General features: G+C 63.4%; 25 protein-coding genes. 24 read left to right on the plus strand and 1 reads right to left on the minus strand.

The features are described from left to right. Positions 1-106 precede the first annotated feature (106 nt). Complete coding sequence (locus P6U30_RS15675; RefSeq protein ID WP_407169853.1) at positions 107-2,125, plus strand: ABC transporter ATP-binding protein; 2,019 nt, start codon at positions 107-109, stop codon at positions 2,123-2,125. A 158-nt stretch (positions 2,126-2,283) separates the two neighbouring features. Here the strand turns inward: P6U30_RS15675 and P6U30_RS15680 are convergent, their stop codons facing one another. Further along, positions 2,284-3,471, minus strand: a complete 1,188-nt coding sequence (locus tag P6U30_RS15680; protein WP_407169854.1) for an FAD-dependent oxidoreductase — start codon at positions 3,469-3,471, stop codon at positions 2,284-2,286. 692 nt (positions 3,472-4,163) lie between these two features. Here P6U30_RS15680 and rpsL point away from each other — a divergent pair. The 23 genes from rpsL (at position 4,164) to rpsE (ending at position 17,239) form a co-directional block, all read left to right on the plus strand. Continuing rightward, positions 4,164-4,535, plus strand: coding sequence for a 30S ribosomal protein S12 (gene rpsL / locus P6U30_RS15685; protein WP_006611834.1), 372 nt, complete (start codon positions 4,164-4,166; stop codon positions 4,533-4,535). Between the two features lie 15 nt (positions 4,536-4,550). After that, positions 4,551-5,021 carry a 30S ribosomal protein S7 gene (gene rpsG / locus P6U30_RS15690; RefSeq protein ID WP_280977347.1) on the plus strand — a complete coding sequence of 157 codons (471 nt, stop codon included), beginning with the start codon at positions 4,551-4,553 and terminating at the stop codon, positions 5,019-5,021. A 30-nt stretch (positions 5,022-5,051) separates the two neighbouring features. Beyond that, positions 5,052-7,124 (plus strand): elongation factor G, encoded by a 2,073-nt coding sequence (gene fusA, locus P6U30_RS15695; RefSeq protein WP_407169855.1) that lies wholly within the window; start codon positions 5,052-5,054, stop codon positions 7,122-7,124. A gap of 39 nt (positions 7,125-7,163) precedes the next feature. After that, the gene (gene tuf / locus P6U30_RS15700) at positions 7,164-8,354 is read left to right on the plus strand and encodes an elongation factor Tu (protein WP_407151929.1); all 1,191 of its coding nucleotides are present in this window, start codon (positions 7,164-7,166) and stop codon (positions 8,352-8,354) included. Positions 8,355-8,440: 86 nt separating this feature from the next. Continuing rightward, entirely contained in the window at positions 8,441-8,749 is a 309-nt protein-coding gene (gene rpsJ, locus P6U30_RS15705) for a 30S ribosomal protein S10 (protein ID WP_002712302.1), read from the plus strand. 54 nt (positions 8,750-8,803) lie between these two features. Further along, positions 8,804-9,523: a 50S ribosomal protein L3 gene (rplC, locus tag P6U30_RS15710; protein WP_407151930.1), complete on the plus strand. Its 720-nt coding sequence runs from the start codon at positions 8,804-8,806 to the stop codon at positions 9,521-9,523. Position 9,524: 1 nt separating this feature from the next. Continuing rightward, positions 9,525-10,145: a 50S ribosomal protein L4 gene (gene rplD, locus P6U30_RS15715; RefSeq protein WP_407151931.1), complete on the plus strand. Its 621-nt coding sequence runs from the start codon at positions 9,525-9,527 to the stop codon at positions 10,143-10,145. Continuing rightward, on the plus strand, positions 10,142-10,441 hold the full coding sequence (locus P6U30_RS15720) for a 50S ribosomal protein L23 (RefSeq protein WP_044538543.1): 300 nt from the start codon (positions 10,142-10,144) through the stop codon (positions 10,439-10,441). Before rplD ends, P6U30_RS15720 begins: the two co-directional genes overlap by 4 nt. Before the next feature lie 12 nt (positions 10,442-10,453). Beyond that, the gene (rplB, locus tag P6U30_RS15725) at positions 10,454-11,287 is read left to right on the plus strand and encodes a 50S ribosomal protein L2 (protein WP_407151932.1); all 834 of its coding nucleotides are present in this window, start codon (positions 10,454-10,456) and stop codon (positions 11,285-11,287) included. A 12-nt stretch (positions 11,288-11,299) separates the two neighbouring features. Beyond that, positions 11,300-11,578 carry a 30S ribosomal protein S19 gene (rpsS, locus tag P6U30_RS15730; protein WP_008136357.1) on the plus strand — a complete coding sequence of 93 codons (279 nt, stop codon included), beginning with the start codon at positions 11,300-11,302 and terminating at the stop codon, positions 11,576-11,578. A 10-nt stretch (positions 11,579-11,588) separates the two neighbouring features. Beyond that, a complete protein-coding gene (gene rplV / locus P6U30_RS15735) occupies positions 11,589-11,975 on the plus strand; it encodes a 50S ribosomal protein L22 (protein WP_280977354.1) in 387 nt (128 codons plus the stop codon). 17 nt (positions 11,976-11,992) lie between these two features. Next, positions 11,993-12,697, plus strand: a complete 705-nt coding sequence (gene rpsC / locus P6U30_RS15740; protein ID WP_280977355.1) for a 30S ribosomal protein S3 — start codon at positions 11,993-11,995, stop codon at positions 12,695-12,697. A gap of 30 nt (positions 12,698-12,727) precedes the next feature. Next, entirely contained in the window at positions 12,728-13,141 is a 414-nt protein-coding gene (rplP, locus tag P6U30_RS15745) for a 50S ribosomal protein L16 (protein ID WP_407169856.1), read from the plus strand. Between the two features lie 5 nt (positions 13,142-13,146). Further along, positions 13,147-13,353, plus strand: a complete 207-nt coding sequence (rpmC, locus tag P6U30_RS15750) for a 50S ribosomal protein L29 (protein WP_407151933.1) — start codon at positions 13,147-13,149, stop codon at positions 13,351-13,353. Between the two features lie 10 nt (positions 13,354-13,363). Next, complete coding sequence (rpsQ, locus tag P6U30_RS15755) at positions 13,364-13,612, plus strand: 30S ribosomal protein S17 (protein WP_407169857.1); 249 nt, start codon at positions 13,364-13,366, stop codon at positions 13,610-13,612. Positions 13,613-13,687: 75 nt separating this feature from the next. Beyond that, positions 13,688-14,056, plus strand: a complete 369-nt coding sequence (rplN, locus tag P6U30_RS15760) for a 50S ribosomal protein L14 (RefSeq protein WP_006611848.1) — start codon at positions 13,688-13,690, stop codon at positions 14,054-14,056. Next, positions 14,056-14,370 (plus strand): 50S ribosomal protein L24, encoded by a 315-nt coding sequence (gene rplX, locus P6U30_RS15765; protein WP_407169858.1) that lies wholly within the window; start codon positions 14,056-14,058, stop codon positions 14,368-14,370. Before rplN ends, rplX begins: the two co-directional genes overlap by 1 nt. Then, positions 14,363-14,920, plus strand: coding sequence for a 50S ribosomal protein L5 (rplE, locus tag P6U30_RS15770; protein WP_407169859.1), 558 nt, complete (start codon positions 14,363-14,365; stop codon positions 14,918-14,920). The genes rplX and rplE overlap by 8 nt, the downstream gene beginning before the upstream one ends. Before the next feature lie 46 nt (positions 14,921-14,966). After that, positions 14,967-15,272: a 30S ribosomal protein S14 gene (gene rpsN / locus P6U30_RS15775; protein WP_280977360.1), complete on the plus strand. Its 306-nt coding sequence runs from the start codon at positions 14,967-14,969 to the stop codon at positions 15,270-15,272. 15 nt (positions 15,273-15,287) lie between these two features. After that, on the plus strand, positions 15,288-15,686 hold the full coding sequence (rpsH, locus tag P6U30_RS15780) for a 30S ribosomal protein S8 (RefSeq protein WP_280977361.1): 399 nt from the start codon (positions 15,288-15,290) through the stop codon (positions 15,684-15,686). A gap of 15 nt (positions 15,687-15,701) precedes the next feature. Further along, complete coding sequence (gene rplF / locus P6U30_RS15785) at positions 15,702-16,235, plus strand: 50S ribosomal protein L6 (RefSeq protein ID WP_407151936.1); 534 nt, start codon at positions 15,702-15,704, stop codon at positions 16,233-16,235. An 11-nt stretch (positions 16,236-16,246) separates the two neighbouring features. Then, positions 16,247-16,606 carry a 50S ribosomal protein L18 gene (rplR, locus tag P6U30_RS15790; RefSeq protein ID WP_407151937.1) on the plus strand — a complete coding sequence of 120 codons (360 nt, stop codon included), beginning with the start codon at positions 16,247-16,249 and terminating at the stop codon, positions 16,604-16,606. A 57-nt stretch (positions 16,607-16,663) separates the two neighbouring features. Next, the gene (rpsE, locus tag P6U30_RS15795; protein ID WP_016843761.1) at positions 16,664-17,239 is read left to right on the plus strand and encodes a 30S ribosomal protein S5; all 576 of its coding nucleotides are present in this window, start codon (positions 16,664-16,666) and stop codon (positions 17,237-17,239) included. Positions 17,240-17,274: the final 35 nt, after the last annotated feature.

Raw genomic sequence — 17,274 nt, forward strand, 5'->3', positions numbered from 1 at the left:
CAAACGCTTTGCCGAACTGGTCCTGATCGCATAGGATCGCCGCCGCAGCATTGCCGCTGCGATTTGGATTTGCGGTCATGCCGGCCGTGGAGCATCGGTTGGTTTCATGGCGCCAAAGTCTCCCGCATCCGACACCCCCAAACTGCTCGATCCCGACGATCCCGAGCTGAAGAAGAAGCTCGCGGTTGCGTCCGGCGCGACTGCGCCGAACTCGTCGAAGCCGACCGCCGCGCCGGTGCAGGACGATGACGACGAGGAGGATGACGACGACGAGCTCGACCTCGACGATGATGATGACGACGAGGAATTGGCGGTCTTCACTGCCAAGGAAGCCGCCGGCGCGCTCTCCACGATCTTCGCCTTCGTCAAGCCGATCCTGGCGAGCTACAAGAAGCCGTTCGCGTTCGTTACCATCGGCGTGCTGGTCGAGACGTTGTTCAACGTCATCATGCCGCTCAGCCTCAAGTTCCTGATCGACGACGCGCTCGGCGAGGAGGATTTCGGGGCGCTTTACAAGATTCTCGGAGTGCTTGCGGTCGCGGGCATCGTCACCTCGATCATCGCGGTGTGGTACGAGCGCTGGGATGCGCGGCTCGCCGCCGGCATCATTGCCGACGTGCGGACGCGGCTGTTCGAGCATGTCCAGAACCTGCCGTCGGCCTATTTCGCGCGCACCAAGCGTGGCGAGATTCTCTCTCGCTTCTCGATCGACCTCTCGGCGTTCGAGGGCTCGATCAAGAGCTTTGCCAACAGCGCGGCGCTGCCGTTGTTCGAATTGGTCGCCGGCATCATCCTGATGCTGTTCCTGAGCTGGCAGCTCGCGGCCGTCGCGCTGCTGATCTTTCCGATTACCCTGATCGGCCCGCGCATCCTGACGCCGAAGGCGGTGCAGGCGAATTACGAGCAGAAGCTGAACGAGGCAGCGCTGCTCGGGACGGTGCAGGAGAACGTGGCCGCGCAGGCGGTGGTGAAGGCATTCAACCTGCAGCGCCGGGCGCTCGGCTGGTTCACCCTGCGCAACCGCGACGTCAGGGCGAAGGCGGCCTCCGCCATGTTCCTGTCGACCATGGTGGAGCGCACCGTCACCATCGCAGTGCTGCTGCTGCACCTCGTGGTGCTGGCGATCGGCGCCTATCTGGCGACCAAGGGGCAGATCACCGTCGGGACCTTCGTGACCTTCGAGAGCGCGTTCTGGGAGGTGTCGTACAACATCGCCCATCTCATGCATTTCATTCCGGTGTCGATCCAGTCGGCGGCGGCCGTCCAGCACATCCAGGAGCTGCTCGACGAGCCGACCCGGGGCGCCGACCGTCCCGGCGCCCCCGATCTGCCGCGCATCACCAGCGACATCAGCTTCGACCACGTGACGTTCAAATACGAGGGTGCGCTGACGCCGGTGCTCGACAATCTCAGCCTCAAGCTCAGGGCCGGCAAGAGCGTCGCGATCGTCGGCCCCAGCGGATCCGGCAAGAGCACGCTGCTCAACCTGATCTTGCGGCTCTATGTGCCGGACGAAGGCCGCGTCGCCATCGACGGCGTCGACATCCGCAAGGTGACGCGGGAATCGCTGCGGGCGAACATGGCGATCGTGTTCCAGGAGAACATGCTGTTCAACATGTCGATCCGCGAGAACATCCGGCTCGGCAAGGAAGGAGCAACGGACGCGGAGGTCGAGGACGCCGCGAGGAAGGCCGAGATCCACCGCTACATCATGAGCCTGCCGCAGAAATACGACACACCGGTCGGCGAGCGCGGTGACACGCTGTCCGGCGGCCAGCGCCAACGCATCGCGATCGCGCGCGCGATCATCCGCAATCCCTCCGTGCTGCTGCTCGACGAGGCGACCTCGGCGCTCGACCAGACCACGGAGGCCGCGATCAACCGCACGCTGCTCAAGGTCGCCAAGGGCCGCACCATGATCTGGTCGACGCACCGCCTGACCTCGGTGGTCGAAATGGACGAGATCATCGTGATCTCGGGCGGCAGGGCGATCGAGCGCGGCTCGCATGCCGAGTTGCTCGCCAGGAACGGCGTCTACCGCAAGCTCTGGGACGACCAGGGACACGCGCTGCATAGCGCGGACGATGACGACGATAATGAGGACGAGGACGACGACGAGGAGTGATCCGACCGTCGTTGCCGCAGGTCGTGCGCGCAGATCAGCCGAGCCGGCCGCGCTGCGATTGTCCGCCGATCGCGCCGCGTTCGGGGCGGACGGACCCGTTCGGCAGCCGTTCTGCGGATCGCGTAGCGGATGGAGGCGGGCGCCAGCTCGGTTGTCAGCTACTGCGGCGCCTGCGCGACCGCCTGCGCCACCGCCGCCCGGCCGTCGCCGCTGCGCAGCCACCGAAGCCGGCCTTTGGCAAAATGGGCGAGAAAGCGCGCCCAACGCTGAGCACGCCAATAAAGCCCGGGGTCGATCGACACCGAGCGGAACGAGAACGCCTTGGCGTTTGACCAGGCATCGCATGCCGTCTTGAGCGGATCGTCGTAATAGGTTGCGATCTTGTCCGCACCCATGCCGCAGGTCGCGAGCCAGGCCGGGATGTGAACGCTGCAGAGTTGCACGACGTCGGTGAACACCTTGTCGGTTCCGGTGCCGCTGACCGGGCAGGTGGCCGCGAAGGCATCGCCGACCAGCACAATGCCGGCCTGTCGATAGCCGGTGCTGACATAGAGGTCGGTGGGCCTGACCCTGACGTCGCCGGAGACATCGAACTCGCCGGTGATCCGGCGCAACCGCGGTAGCGCGGCATTGAGTGCCTCGACCGGATTGTGCCGCATCGCGCGCAGCCAGGGATCGTCGGCCTGGCGATAGGTGAAGAGGTTGGCGCGCATCCGGTCGTCGATCGGAAACAGCGTCAGGTAGGGGATGCGGTCGCTTGGCCGCTCCGAGAAATAAGTCATCGCCGCGAACGGGAAGGCGGAACGTCCGACCGGCACGAGATCGAAGCCGAATGAGATGGAGTGGCAGGGGCTGGTGATCTCGCGTCCGATGCCGAGGCTATGGCGCAGGCCGACGTTCAGTCCATTGGCGAGCACCACGAGCCGTGCCGAGATCGTGTCGCCGTTGGAAAGCGTTACCGTTTGGCGTTCGGCGCTGGTCCTGACAGCGACGACCTTGTCGCAGATAAATTCCGCCGGTCCGGCGATTTCGGCACGGATCGCCGCGATCAGCGCATCGTACATGATACCGAACTGCTGGTTCGGGGGAGTGTCGAGCAGGCGGCCGAACCGCGCGATCCAGTTCTCGCCGCTCCGGGTCGCCGAGCGCAGCACTGATTCTGCGAATCCCGTCGCGGCGAATCGCTGCAGTTGCTCAACTCCGCCGAGCTTCTCGACGCGGAAATCGAACGGATAGGTCTCGTGCGGGTCGATCAGGATGTTCGGAATCCCGGCGCGCCCGAGCATGGCCGCCGCGGTCGACCCCGCGAGGCCTCCTCCGATGATCGCAATGTCGGTGTGCCGCATGAAGGGGTACCGGGACGACAGAACCCGCTTTTTGCGCCGCGAATAGCAAAGGAAATCTTAGTTTTGCGGCCAACGCCGGTACCCCGATCGGGGAATAATTGTTTCTGATTATATTATACCCGGATAAAATATGATTCAGTCGACGCGCCCGAAGGTGACGTGGAGGCGGGGAGTTGTCATAATCCGGCCTGCACGCGAGCGCGGAGGAAATGCGAAATCCGCAGGCGCCAGAGGCGTTTCTTTGATTATCGTTTTGCTTGACTTCACTATCTCGCGCTTATACAAGGCGGCCACTTAACGACAGGCGGTGAGCAACGCCAGCGTCGGAACGGAACACCCCCTAACTCCTGATCCAGGAGGCTGGCGGGCACCAACCTCGACGAATGCCGCTCAAACGCTGTCGAAGATAGCTAGGCAATGCCAGGACGATTTTAGTTCTCTTGAGCAAGTCCTCTTGAGAGTGAATTCGGATGCATGACCTCGGTGGCGGGCTGAACGGCGAACGCTGAGCAGTTCTTTATCGCGGTCCTCTGTGGCGTCGATGCGCTTTCCGCTCAGCGATGAGTGGTTGGCGCGATTTCGTTTTGCGTGGGTGTTTGTTCCGCGCTGGACGGGCCGTACGGGATGGCTGATCCCGAGAAGAATTTGCGGGGCCATTGAAGGTTTCGCGCGAACTAAAGGGTGAAGGCTGCATGCCGACGATCAACCAGCTGATCGCTAATCCACGTGAAGTGCAGAAGTCGCGCAAGAAGGTGCCGGCGCTGCAGCAGTCGCCGCAGAAGCGCGGCGTTTGCACGCGCGTCTACACCACGACCCCGAAGAAGCCGAACTCGGCGCTTCGTAAGGTTGCCAAGGTGCGTCTGACCAATGGCTTCGAGGTGATCGGCTACATCCCGGGTGAGGGCCATAACCTGCAGGAGCACTCGGTGGTCATGATCCGCGGCGGCCGCGTCAAGGACTTGCCGGGCGTGCGCTACCATATCCTCCGCGGCGTGCTGGATACCCAGGGCGTCAAGAACCGTAAGCAGCGCCGTTCGAAGTACGGCGCGAAGCGTCCGAAGTAAGCGGGAAACGATCAGATGTCGCGTCGCCATTCTGCTGAGAAGCGTGAAGTTCTTCCCGATCCGAAGTTCGGGAACATCGTCATTACGAAGTTCATGAACTCGGTGATGTACGCCGGGAAGAAGTCGGTTGCCGAAAACATCGTCTACGGTGCGCTCGGCATGATCGAGGCCAAGACCAAGCAGAACCCGCTCGGCGTGTTCGAGCAGGCGCTCGAGAACGTGATGCCGACCATCGAGGTTCGCTCCCGCCGCGTCGGCGGCGCGACCTACCAGGTGCCGGTCGAAGTCCGTTCGGTGCGCCGCCAGGCGCTCGGCATCCGCTGGCTGATCTCGGCCGCGCGCGAGCGCAACGAGAAGACCATGACGGAGCGGCTCTCGGCGGAGTTGCTGGACGCGTCGAACAATCGCGGGAACGCCGTCAAGAAGCGTGAAGACGTGCACCGGATGGCGGAAGCCAACCGCGCCTTCTCGCACTATCGCTGGTAAGGCGAATAACGGAATCTAAGGAACAGTCTCATGCCCCGCCAACATGCCATCGAGGACTACCGCAACTTCGGTATCATGGCGCATATCGACGCCGGCAAGACCACGACCACCGAGCGCATCCTCTATTACACCGGCAAGAGCCACAAGATCGGCGAAGTGCACGAAGGTGCCGCGACGATGGACTGGATGGAGCAGGAGCAGGAGCGTGGCATCACGATCACCTCGGCTGCGACCACCGCGTTCTGGAACGGCAAGCGCCTGAACATCATCGACACCCCCGGCCACGTCGACTTCACCATTGAGGTCGAGCGTTCGCTGCGCGTGCTCGACGGCGCCGTTTGCGTCCTCGACTCCAACCAGGGCGTCGAGCCGCAGACCGAGACCGTGTGGCGTCAGGGCGACAAGTACAAGGTGCCGCGTATCGTCTTCGCCAACAAGATGGACAAGACCGGCGCCGACTTCTTCAAGTGCCTGTCCGATATCGTCGACCGCCTCGGTGCCAAGCCGATCGCGATCCAGCTTCCGATCGGTGCCGAGAACAACTTCAAGGGTCTCGTCGACCTCGTGAAGATGCAGGGCGTCATCTGGAACGATGAATCGCTCGGCGCCAAGTTCGACTATGTCGACATCCCGGCCGATCTCGTCGACCAGGCCAAGGAATATCGCGAGAAGATGGTGGAGGCCGCCGTCGAGCTCGACGACGACGCCATGGCCGCTTACCTCGACGGCAAGGAGCCGGACGAGGCGACGCTGAAGCGGTTGATCCGCAAGGCGGTGCTGACCGGCGCATTCTATCCGGTGCTGTGCGGTTCCGCGTTCAAGAACAAGGGCGTGCAGCCGCTGCTCGACGCCGTCGTCGACTATCTGCCGTCGCCGCTGGACGTGCCCGCGATCAAGGGCACCGACGACCGCGGCAACGAGGTCGTGCGCAAGGCAGACGACAAGGAGCCGCTCTCGCTGCTCGCGTTCAAGATCATGGACGACCCGTTCGTCGGCACCATCACCTTCTGCCGCATCTATTCCGGCATTCTGCAGTCGGGCACCGGCGTGGTGAACTCGACCCGCGAGAAGAAGGAGCGTATCGGGCGCATGCTGCTGATGCATGCGAATAACCGCGAAGACATCAAGGAAGCCTATGCCGGCGACATCGTCGCGCTGGCAGGCCTGAAGGAAGCGCGCACCGGTGACACGCTGTGCGATCCGACCCATCAGGTCATCCTCGAGAAGATGGAATTCCCGGAGCCGGTGATCGAGATCGCGATCGAGCCGAAGTCGAAGGCCGACCAGGAGAAGCTGGGCGTGGCGCTCGCCAAGCTCGCCGCGGAGGATCCGTCCTTCCGCGTGTCGACCGATCACGAGTCCGGCCAGACCATCCTCAAGGGCATGGGCGAGCTCCATCTCGACATCAAGGTCGACATCCTCAAGCGCACCTACAAGGTCGACGCCAATATCGGCGCGCCGCAGGTGGCGTTCCGCGAGCGTGTCACCAAGCGGGTCGAGCACAGCTATACGCACAAGAAGCAGACCGGCGGTACCGGACAGTTTGCTGCCGTGACGCTGATCGTCGAGCCGAACGAAGCCGGCAAGGGCTACGAGTTCGAGTCGAAGATCGTCGGCGGCGCGGTGCCGAAGGAATACATCCCCGGCGTCGAAAAGGGTCTGGAGAGCGTGCTGTCCTCGGGCGTGGTCGCCGGCTTCCCGGTGGTCGACGTCAAGGTGCAGTTGATCGACGGCAAGTTCCACGACGTCGACTCGTCGGCGCTGGCCTTCGAAATCGCCACGCGCGCCTGCTTCCGCGAGGCGCTGCAGATGGGCAAGTCTGTTCTGCTCGAGCCGATCATGAAGGTCGAGGTCGTGACCCCGGAAGACTACACCGGTTCGGTCATCGGCGACCTGAATTCGCGGCGCGGCCAGATCCAGGGCCAAGACATGCGCGGCAACGCCAACGTCATCAATGCGATGGTGCCGCTCATGAACATGTTCGGTTACGTGAACAACCTGCGCTCGATGAGCCAGGGTCGCGCGACCTTCACCATGCAGTTCGATCACTACGCCGAAGCCCCGGCGAACGTGTCGGCTGAAGTCCAGAAGAAGTTTGCCTGATTGTCGTTGACGGCAGTCAACGATTGAACGGAGAGTCAAATGGCCAAAGCAAAATTCGAACGTACCAAACCGCACTGCAACATCGGCACCATCGGTCACGTCGACCATGGCAAGACCTCGCTGACCGCAGCGATTACCAAGGTGCTAGCAGAAACCGGCGGTGCAACGTTCACCGCCTACGACCAGATCGACAAGGCGCCGGAAGAGAAGGCGCGCGGCATCACCATCTCGACCGCGCACGTCGAGTACGAGACGACCAACCGTCACTATGCCCACGTCGACTGCCCCGGCCACGCCGACTACGTGAAGAACATGATCACCGGCGCTGCCCAGATGGACGGTGCGATCCTGGTCGTGTCGGCCGCTGACGGCCCGATGCCGCAGACCCGCGAGCACATCCTGCTCGCCCGCCAGGTCGGCGTGCCCGCGCTCGTCGTGTTCCTCAACAAGTGCGACATGGTCGACGATCCGGAGCTGCTCGAGCTCGTCGAGCTCGAAGTCCGCGAGCTGCTCTCGAAGTACGAATTCCCGGGCGACAAGATCCCGATCATCAAGGGTTCGGCGCTCGCCGCCCTCGAAGACAAGGACAAGAAGCTCGGCCACGATGCCATCCTCGAGCTGATGCGCAATGTCGACGAGTACATTCCGCAGCCGGAGCGTCCGGTCGACCAGCCGTTCCTGATGCCGGTTGAAGACGTGTTCTCGATCTCGGGCCGTGGCACCGTGGTCACCGGTCGTGTCGAACGCGGCATCGTCAAGGTTGGCGACGAAATCGAAATCGTCGGCATCCGCGAGACCCAGAAGACCATCGTCACCGGCGTCGAAATGTTCCGCAAGCTGCTCGATCAGGGCCAGGCTGGCGACAACATCGGTGCGCTGCTCCGCGGCACCAAGCGCGAGGAAGTCGAGCGCGGTCAGGTGCTGTGCAAGCCCGGTTCGGTCAAGCCGCACACCAAGTTCAAGGCTGAGGCCTACATCCTCACCAAGGAAGAGGGCGGTCGTCACACTCCGTTCTTCACGAACTACCGTCCGCAGTTCTACTTCCGCACCACCGACGTGACCGGCGTCGTGCACCTGCCGGAAGGCACCGAGATGGTGATGCCGGGTGACAACATCGCGATGGAAGTGCACCTGATCGTGCCGATCGCGATGGAAGAGAAGCTGCGCTTCGCGATCCGCGAAGGCGGCCGCACCGTCGGCGCCGGCGTCGTCGCCGCGATCATCGAGTAAGAACGCGAATAGGGAATGGCGAGTAGCGGGTGGATCACTCCATTCGCTATTCGCTACTCGCCACTCACTAAAGAAAGAATACGGCAATGAACGGCCAAAACATTCGCATCCGTCTCAAGGCGTTCGACCATCGAATCCTCGATACGTCGACCCGTGAGATCGTGAACACGGCGAAGCGCACCGGTGCGCAGGTTCGCGGACCCATTCCGCTGCCGACCCGCATCGAGAAGTTTACCGTCAACCGTTCGCCGCACGTTGACAAGAAGAGCCGCGAGCAATTCGAGATGCGCACCCACAAGCGCCTTCTCGACATTGTCGACCCGACCCCGCAGACCGTCGATGCGCTGATGAAGCTCGACCTGGCCGCCGGTGTCGACGTCGAGATCAAGCTCTAAGGATTTGGATTTTTACGTCCGCCGCTTGCGGACAGAAAGACAGGAAGCACGCCGATGCGCTCCGGAGTGATCGCACAAAAGGTCGGGATGACGCGGGTCTTTACAGAGGCCGGCGAGCATATCCCTGTGACCGTGCTGAAGCTGGGCAACTGCCAGGTGTTGGGCCACCGCACGACCGAGAAGAACGGCTACGTCGCCCTTCAGCTCGGCGCCGGCACCCGCAAGACCGTGTACATGCCCAAGGCCGAACGCGGCCAGTTCGCGGTCGCCAAGGTCGAGCCCAAGCGCAAGGTCGCCGAGTTCCGCGTGTCCGAGGACTCGCTGATCCCGGTGGGCGCGGAAATCCAGGCGGACCATTTCGTGGTCGGCCAGTTTGTCGACGTGACCGGCACCTCGGTCGGTAAGGGTTTTGCCGGCGGTATGAAGCGCTGGAACTTCGGCGGTCTGCGCGCCACCCACGGCGTGTCGATCTCGCACCGTTCGATCGGTTCGACCGGTGGTCGTCAGGATCCCGGCAAGACCTGGAAGAACAAGAAGATGCCCGGTCACATGGGCGTCGATCGCATCACCACGCTCAATCTGCGCGTGGTGCAGACCGACGTCGAGCGCGGCCTGATCCTCGTCGAAGGTGCCGTCCCCGGCTCCAAGGGCGGCTGGATCTCGGTGCGCGACGCGGTGAAGAAGCCGCTGCCGAAGGAAGCCCCGAAGCCCGGCAAGTTCAAGGTTGCCGGCGGCGAAGCTGCCGAGGCTGCGGCCGAGAAGGAGGGCGCGTGAGATGGAACTGAAAGTCACGACCCTTGAAGGCAAGGACGCCGGATCGGTTCAGCTCTCGGACGCGATCTTCGGTCTCGAGCCCCGCGCCGACATCATCCAGCGCTGCGTGCAGTGGCAGCTCAACAAGCGCCAGGCCGGCACCCACAAGGCCAAGGGCCGCGCCGAGATCTGGCGCACCGGCAAGAAGATGTACAAGCAGAAGGGCACCGGCGGCGCCCGTCACGGCTCGGCGCGCGTGCCGCAGTTCCGCGGCGGTGGCCGTGCATTCGGTCCGGTCGTTCGCTCGCATGCGACCGATTTGCCGAAGAAGGTGCGTGCGCTCGCGCTGAAGCATGCGCTGTCGGCCAAGGCCAAGGACGGCGGGCTTGTCGTGATCGACAGCGCGGCGGTCAAGGAAGCCAAGACCAAGGCGCTGCTCGGTCACTTCTCCGGCCTCGGGCTCACCAACGCGCTGATCATCGACGGCGCGGAGCTGAATGCCGGTTTCGCGACCGCGGCCCGCAACATCCCGAACATCGACGTGCTGCCCATCCAGGGCATCAACGTCTACGACATTCTCCGCCGCCAGAAGCTGGTGCTGACCAAGGCTGCGGTTGATGCGCTGGAGGCGCGCTTCAAATGAAGAATATTGATCCGCGCCACTACGATGTGATCGTCGCTCCTGTCGTGACTGAAAAGGCGACGCTTGCCTCCGAGCACAACAAGGTGCTGTTCAAGGTCTCCGGCAAGGCCACCAAGCCGCAGATCAAGGAAGCGATCGAGAAGCTGTTCGACGTCAAGGTGAAGAGCGTCAACACCCTCGTTCGCAAGGGCAAGACCAAGGTGTTCCGCGGCAATCTCGGCTCGCAGTCGGATACCAAGCGCGCGATCGTGACCCTGGAAGAGGGCCACCGGATCGACGTGACTACCGGACTATAAGGCGCAACGACGATGGCATTGAAAACCTACAATCCCACGACGCCGGGCCAGCGCCAGCTGGTCATGGTCGATCGTTCGGCGCTCTACAAGGGCAAGCCGGTGAAGACGCTGACCGAGGGCAAGCTCGGCAAGGGCGGCCGCAACAACACCGGCCGCATCACCGTGCGCTTCCGCGGTGGCGGCCACAAGAAGGCCTACCGCACCGTCGACTTCCGCCGTGACAAGGTGGACGTGCCGGCGACCGTGGAGCGGCTGGAATATGATCCGAACCGCACCGCGTTCATTGCGCTGATCAAGTACCAGGACGGCGAGCAGGCCTACATCCTGGCGCCGCAGCGTCTGGCGGCGGGCGACACGGTCGTCGCCGGCAACTATGTCGACGTGAAGCCCGGCAACGTCATGCCGCTCGGCAACATGCCGGTCGGCACGATCGTGCACAATATCGAGCTGAAGATCGGCAAGGGCGGGCAGCTCGCGCGCTCGGCCGGTACCTACGCTCAGATCGTCGGCCGCGACCAGGACTACGTGATCATCCGTCTGAACTCGGGCGAGCAGCGTCTGGTGCATGGCCGTTGCCGCGGCACGATCGGCGCGGTCTCGAACCCGGATCACATGAACATCTCGATCGGCAAGGCCGGTCGGACCCGCTGGCTCGGCTGGCGTCCGCACAACCGCGGCGTCGTCATGAACCCGATCGATCACCCGCACGGCGGTGGTGAAGGTCGTACCTCGGGCGGTCGTCACCCGGTTACTCCGTGGGGCAAGCCGACCAAGGGCAAGAAGACCCGCACCAACAAGTCGACCAACAAATTCATTCTCCTAAGCCGCCACAAGCGGAAGAAGTAAGGAACGCCGGACATGGTTCGTTCAGTCTGGAAAGGCCCGTTCGTCGAAGGCTCTCTGCTCAAGAAGGCAGATGCCGCGCGCGCGTCCGGCCGTCACGACGTCATCAAGATCTGGAGCCGCCGCTCGACCATCCTGCCGCAGTTCGTCGGCCTGACGTTCGGCGTCTACAACGGCCAGAAGCATGTGCCGGTCGCGGTCAACGAGGAAATGGTGGGTCACAAGTTCGGCGAGTTCTCGCCGACCCGGACCTTCCACGGCCATTCGGGCGACAAGAAAGCCAAGAAGGCTTGAGGAATAGACGATGAGCAAACCAAAGCGCGAACGTAGCCTCGCGGACAATGAGGCCAAGGCCGTCGCCCGCATGCTGCGCGTCAGCCCGCAGAAGCTCAACCTGGTGGCGCAGCTAATCCGCGGCCGCAAGGCGTCTGCTGCGCTCGCCGACCTGCAGTTCTCGCGCAAGCGGATCGCGGTCGACGTCAAGAAGTGCCTGGAATCGGCGATCGCGAACGCCGAGAACAACCATGACCTCGATGTCGACGATCTCGTCGTTGCCGAGGCGCATGTCGGCAATGGTCTCGTGATGAAGCGCTTTGCGCCGCGTGGTCGTGGCCGTTCGGGCCGTGTGTACAAACCGTTCTCGCACCTGACCATCGTGGTTCGTCAGGTCGAGGCCGAGGCAAGCGCTTAAGGGCGCAGGAGAAGACGATGGGTCAAAAGATCAATCCAATCGGGCTGCGTCTCGGCATCAACCGGACCTGGGATTCCCGTTGGTTCGCCGGCAAGCAGGAATACGGCAAGCTGCTGCACGAGGACGTCAAGATCCGCGAGATCCTGCACAAGGAGCTCAAGCAGGCGGCTGTGGCGCGCATCGTGATCGAGCGTCCGCACAAGAAGTGCCGCGTGACGATCCACTCGGCGCGTCCGGGCGTGGTGATCGGCAAGAAGGGCGCCGACATCGACAAGCTGCGCAAGAAGGTCGCCGACATCACCTCGTCCGACGTCGTGATCAATATCGTCGAAATCCGCAAGCCGGAGCTCGACGCGACCCTGGTCGCCGAATCGATCGCCCAGCAGCTCGAGCGCCGCGTTGCGTTCCGCCGCGCCATGAAGCGCGCCGTGCAGTCGGCGATGCGCCTTGGTGCCGAAGGCATCCGCATCAACTGCTCGGGCCGTCTTGGCGGCGCTGAAATCGCGCGCATGGAGTGGTACCGCGAGGGCCGCGTGCCGCTGCACACGCTGCGCGCCGACGTCGACTACGGCGTTGCCACCGCGTTCACGACCTTCGGCACCTGTGGCGTCAAGGTCTGGATCTTCAAGGGCGAGATCCTCGAGCACGATCCGATGGCCCAGGACAAGAAGATGGCCGAAGGCGACACCCCGCGTTCGCGCCGCGATGCGGCCGCCGCTTGAGGCAAAGCAGGAATTTGAGGGCTTAAAGCCATGATGCAACCTAAGAAAACGAAGTTCCGGAAGGCGCATAAGGGCCGTATCCACGGCGTTGCGACCTCTGGCGCGACGTTGGCGTTCGGCCAGTTCGGCCTGAAGGCGATGGAGCCTGAGCGCGTCACCGCCCGCCAGATCGAAGCCGCCCGCCGCGCGCTGACCCGTCACATGAAGCGCGCCGGCCGGGTCTGGATCCGCGTGTTTCCGGACGTACCGGTGTCGAAGAAGCCTGCCGAAGTCCGCATGGGCTCCGGCAAGGGTTCGCCGGAATTGTGGGTGGTCCGCGTCAAGCCGGGCCGCGTGATGTTCGAAATCGACGGCGTGCCGGTGCAGACCGCGAAGGAAGCGCTGTCGCTCGCCGCCGCCAAGCTGCCGATCAAGACGCGCTTCGTCGCGCGCATTGCGGAGTAATCGCCATGGCCGAGATGAAAGTTGAAGACATTCGCGCGATGAGCGACGACCAGCGGGAAGATGCGATCCTCAACCTGAAGAAGGAGCGCTTCAACCTCCGCTTCCAGCGCGCCACCGGTCAGCTGGAGAACACATCGCGGATGCGGGAAGCCCGCCGCGACATCGCCCGTATCAAGACCATCGCTGCCGAGCAGCGCGCGAAGAAGAAGTAAGGGGCCAGCTATGCCGAAACGTACTCTGCAGGGCGTGGTCGTCAGCGACAAGCAAGCCAAGACGGTGGTGGTGCGCGTCGATCGCCGTTTCACCCATCCGATCTACAAGAAGACGATCCGCCGTTCCAAGAACTACCACGCGCACGACGAGGACAGCCAGTTCAAGCCGGGTGACGTGGTCTGGATCGAGGAATCGAAGCCGATCTCGAAGCTGAAGCGCTGGACCGTGGTCCGGGGCGAACACAAGAAAACGGCCTGATTGCTTCGGCCTAGCCGAGGAATTTCAGGGAAATTTTGAGCGCGCTAAAGCGCAGAAAGAGGACGAGGTGCATCAATGATTCAGATGCAGACCAACCTCGACGTGGCCGATAATTCAGGCGCACGCCGTGTCATGTGCATCAAGGTGCTTGGAGGCTCCAAGCGTCGCTATGCCACCGTGGGCGACATTATCGTTGTGTCGATCAAGGAAGCCATTCCGCGTGGCAAGGTGAAGAAGGGCGACGTAATGAAGGCCGTCGTGGTGCGGGTCCGCAAGGACATCCGCCGCGCCGACGGTTCGGTCATCCGTTTCGACCGCAACGCCGCCGTGCTGATCAACAACCAGTCGGAGCCGGTCGGCACCCGTATCTTCGGGCCGGTGCCGCGCGAGCTTCGCGCCAAGAACCACATGAAGATCATTTCGCTCGCGCCGGAGGTGCTGTGATGGCTGCCAAGATCCGCAAAGGCGACAAGGTGATGGTGCTCACCGGCCGCGACAAGGGTCGCACCGGCGAGGTGTTCGAGGTGCGTCCGGACGAGAACAAGGCTCTCGTCCGCGGCATCAACATGGTGAAGCGTCACCAGAAGCAGACCCAGTCCCAGGAGGGCGGCATCATCTCCAAGGAGGCGCCGATCCACCTGTCGAACATTGCGTATGTCGGCAAGGACGGAAAGCCGACCCGCATCGGGTTCAAGATTCATGCCGATGGCAAGAAGGTTCGTGTTGCCAAGAGCTCGGGAGCAGAGATCGATGGCTGATACCGCTTACGTGCCGCGCCTCCGCGCGGAGTATGACAAGAAGATCCGCGGCATGATGACCGAGAAATTCGGCTATGCGAACGTGATGCAGGTTCCGCGCCTGGACAAGGTCGTGCTGAACATGGGCGTCGGTGACTCCGTCAACGACCGCAAGAAGGCCGAGACCGCCGCTGCCGAGCTGACCCTGATCGCCGGCCAGAAGGCGATCGTGACCTATTCGCGCGTCGCGATCGCGACCTTCAAGCTGCGTGAGAACCAGCCGATCGGTTGCAAGGTCACGCTGCGCAAGGCCCATATGTACGAGTTCATCGACCGCCTGGTGAACGTGGCGCTGCCCCGCGTCCGTGACTTCCGCGGCCTGAACCCGAAGAGCTTCGACGGCCGCGGCAACTATTCGCTCGGCATCAAGGAGCACATCATTTTCCCCGAGATCGACTTCGACAAGGTCTCGGAAGCGCGTGGCATGGACATCACGGTCTGCACCACCGCCAAGAACGACGACGAGGCGCGCGCCTTGTTGACCGCTTTCAATTTCCCGTTCCGGCAGTGAGTAGCTGAGACAAAGCCACTCAAACGCGGATACCCAGGAGCCAAGCATGGCAAAGAAGAGTTCAGTCGAGAAGAACAACCGGCGCAAGCGGATGGCGAAGAACGCCGCTCCGCGCCGCGAGAAGCTGAAGGCGATCATCGCCGACAAGACCAAGCCGATGGAAGAGCGCTTCGCGGCGACGCTGAAGCTCGCCGAGATGCCGCGCAACTCGTCGCCGACGCGCATCCGCAACCGCTGCGAGCTGACCGGGCGCCCGCGCTCGAACTATCGCAAGAACAAGCTGTCGCGCATCGCGCTGCGTGAACTCGGCTCCAAGGGCCTGGTTCCCGGGCTTGTGAAGTCGAGCTGGTAAGGGAGGGTCGGAACCATGTCTACGCACGATCCGATCTCCGATCTCATCACCCGCATCCGCAATGCGCAGATGCGCTCGAAGTCCAAGGTCTCGAGCCCCGGCTCGAAGATGCGTGCCAACGTGCTCGAGGTGCTGAAGGCCGAGGGTTACATCCGCGGCTACGCCAGCGTCGAGCATGCGAGCGGCCGCAGCGAGCTCGAGATCGAGCTGAAGTATTTCGACGGCGAGCCCGTCATCCGCGAGATCGAGCGGGTGTCGAAGCCGGGCCGCCGCGTTTACGCCTCGGTGAAGAACCTGCCGCGCGTGAACAACGGTCTCGGCATTTCGGTGTTGTCGACGCCGAAGGGAATTATGGCCGACCACGAGGCGCGCGAGGCGAACGTGGGCGGCGAAGTTCTCTTCACGGTGTTCTGAGGAAGGAATTTTACGATGTCACGTATCGGCAAGCGGCCGGTGACGATCCCGTCGGGTGTGACGGCGACTGTCGAGGGCCAGACGGTAAAGGTGAAGGGGCCGAAGGGCCAGCTTCAGTTCGTCGTGCATGACGACGTCGAGGTGAAGTTCGACAACAGCCAGATCAAGGTCGCTCCGCGCGTCAAGACCAACCGCGCACAGGCGATGTACGGCACCGCGCGCGCGCAGGTGGCCAATCTCGTCGAGGGCGTCACCAAGGGCTTCGAGAAGAAGCTCGAGATCACCGGCGTCGGCTACCGCGCCGCGATGCAGGGCAAGAACCTGCAGCTCGCGCTCGGCTACAGCCACGACGTGGTCTATGCGATCCCGGAAGGCATCACCATCGCGGTGCCGAAGCCGACCGAGATCACGATCACCGGCAACGATCCGCAGCGTGTCGGCCAGGTGGCCGCGGAGATCCGCGCCTACCGTCCGCCGGAGCCCTACAAGGGCAAGGGCGTGAAGTACGCCAACGAATTCATCTTCCGCAAGGAAGGCAAGAAGAAGTAACGGAGCCGGTCATGTCACTCAAGGTTACGAATGCCCGGCGCAAGCAGCGCGTGCGCCTTGCGCTTCGCCGCTCGGCAGGCGGCCGTCCGCGGCTGTCGGTGTTCCGCTCGTCGAAGCACATCTACGCCCAGGTCATCGACGACCAGAAGGGCGAGACGCTGGCGTCCGCCTCGTCGCTGGAGAAGACGATGCGCGACTCCGGCAAGACCGGCGCCGACATCGATGCGGCGAAGGCGGTCGGCAAGCTCCTGGCGGAGCGTGCGGCGCAGAAGGGTGTCAAGGAAGTCGTGTTCGATCGCGGCGCCTACATCTATCACGGGCGCGTCAAGGCGCTCGCGGATGCGGCGCGCGAAGGCGGATTGAGCTTCTAAACGAATCGAACGATTACGAGGAAAGAGGCGCAGGCCTCCTAGAGATTGGAAAACACCATGGCAGGTGAACGCGAACGCGGCGGACGCGAACGGAGCAGGGAGCGCGAGGAGCGCGACAGCGAGTTCGTCGACAAGCTCGTCCACATCAATCGCGTGGCGAAGGTCGTGAAGGGCGGCAAGCGCTTCGGCTTTGCGGCGCTGGTCGTGATCGGCGACCAGAAGGGCCGGGTCGGTTTCGGCCACGGCAAGGCGCGCGAAGTTCCCGAGGCGATCCGCAAGGCGACCGAGTCGGCCAAGCGGAACCTGACGCGCGTCGCGCTGCGCGAAGGTCGCACGCTACACCACGACATCGCCGGCCGTCACGGCGCCGGCCGCGTCTATCTGCGCGCCGCTCCGGCCGGTACCGGCATCATCGCCGGTGGCCCGATGCGCGCGGTGTTCGAGACGCTCGGCATCCAGGACGTGGTGGCGAAGTCGATCGGCTCGTCGAATCCCTACAACATGGTCCGCGCAACCTTCGACGCGCTGAAGCATCAGGATTCGCCGCGCTCGGTGGCAGCCCGCCGCAACATCAAGGTCTCCACCCTGCAGTCGCGCCGCGTCGGCGGCGACGCCGAAGTGGTGGCGGAATAACCCGCGCGGGAAACCAGCGCGCTATTTGGAGTTAT

Source organism: Bradyrhizobium sp. ORS 111, from assembly GCF_045571485.1.
In the GTDB taxonomy this organism is placed as follows: Bacteria; Pseudomonadota; Alphaproteobacteria; order Rhizobiales; family Xanthobacteraceae; genus Bradyrhizobium.

Coding starts and splice junctions, on each gene's coding strand:
- rplC (WP_407151930.1), top strand. CDS start 8,804: ATGCGCTCCGGAGTGATCGCACAAAAGGTCGGGATGACGCGGGTCTTT.
- P6U30_RS15675 (WP_407169853.1), top strand. CDS start 107: ATGGCGCCAAAGTCTCCCGCATCCGACACCCCCAAACTGCTCGATCCC.
- rpsJ (WP_002712302.1), top strand. CDS start 8,441: ATGAACGGCCAAAACATTCGCATCCGTCTCAAGGCGTTCGACCATCGA.
- P6U30_RS15720 (WP_044538543.1), top strand. CDS start 10,142: ATGAAGAATATTGATCCGCGCCACTACGATGTGATCGTCGCTCCTGTC.
- rplF (WP_407151936.1), top strand. CDS start 15,702: ATGTCACGTATCGGCAAGCGGCCGGTGACGATCCCGTCGGGTGTGACG.
- rpsE (WP_016843761.1), top strand. CDS start 16,664: ATGGCAGGTGAACGCGAACGCGGCGGACGCGAACGGAGCAGGGAGCGC.
- rplR (WP_407151937.1), top strand. CDS start 16,247: ATGTCACTCAAGGTTACGAATGCCCGGCGCAAGCAGCGCGTGCGCCTT.
- rpsQ (WP_407169857.1), top strand. CDS start 13,364: ATGCCGAAACGTACTCTGCAGGGCGTGGTCGTCAGCGACAAGCAAGCC.
- rplV (WP_280977354.1), top strand. CDS start 11,589: ATGAGCAAACCAAAGCGCGAACGTAGCCTCGCGGACAATGAGGCCAAG.
- rplE (WP_407169859.1), top strand. CDS start 14,363: ATGGCTGATACCGCTTACGTGCCGCGCCTCCGCGCGGAGTATGACAAG.
- rpsC (WP_280977355.1), top strand. CDS start 11,993: ATGGGTCAAAAGATCAATCCAATCGGGCTGCGTCTCGGCATCAACCGG.
- rpsL (WP_006611834.1), top strand. CDS start 4,164: ATGCCGACGATCAACCAGCTGATCGCTAATCCACGTGAAGTGCAGAAG.
- rplB (WP_407151932.1), top strand. CDS start 10,454: ATGGCATTGAAAACCTACAATCCCACGACGCCGGGCCAGCGCCAGCTG.
- rplP (WP_407169856.1), top strand. CDS start 12,728: ATGATGCAACCTAAGAAAACGAAGTTCCGGAAGGCGCATAAGGGCCGT.
- rplX (WP_407169858.1), top strand. CDS start 14,056: ATGGCTGCCAAGATCCGCAAAGGCGACAAGGTGATGGTGCTCACCGGC.
- rpmC (WP_407151933.1), top strand. CDS start 13,147: ATGGCCGAGATGAAAGTTGAAGACATTCGCGCGATGAGCGACGACCAG.
- fusA (WP_407169855.1), top strand. CDS start 5,052: ATGCCCCGCCAACATGCCATCGAGGACTACCGCAACTTCGGTATCATG.
- rplN (WP_006611848.1), top strand. CDS start 13,688: ATGATTCAGATGCAGACCAACCTCGACGTGGCCGATAATTCAGGCGCA.
- rplD (WP_407151931.1), top strand. CDS start 9,525: ATGGAACTGAAAGTCACGACCCTTGAAGGCAAGGACGCCGGATCGGTT.
- tuf (WP_407151929.1), top strand. CDS start 7,164: ATGGCCAAAGCAAAATTCGAACGTACCAAACCGCACTGCAACATCGGC.
- rpsN (WP_280977360.1), top strand. CDS start 14,967: ATGGCAAAGAAGAGTTCAGTCGAGAAGAACAACCGGCGCAAGCGGATG.
- P6U30_RS15680 (WP_407169854.1), bottom strand. CDS start 3,471: ATGCGGCACACCGACATTGCGATCATCGGAGGAGGCCTCGCGGGGTCG.
- rpsG (WP_280977347.1), top strand. CDS start 4,551: ATGTCGCGTCGCCATTCTGCTGAGAAGCGTGAAGTTCTTCCCGATCCG.
- rpsS (WP_008136357.1), top strand. CDS start 11,300: ATGGTTCGTTCAGTCTGGAAAGGCCCGTTCGTCGAAGGCTCTCTGCTC.
- rpsH (WP_280977361.1), top strand. CDS start 15,288: ATGTCTACGCACGATCCGATCTCCGATCTCATCACCCGCATCCGCAAT.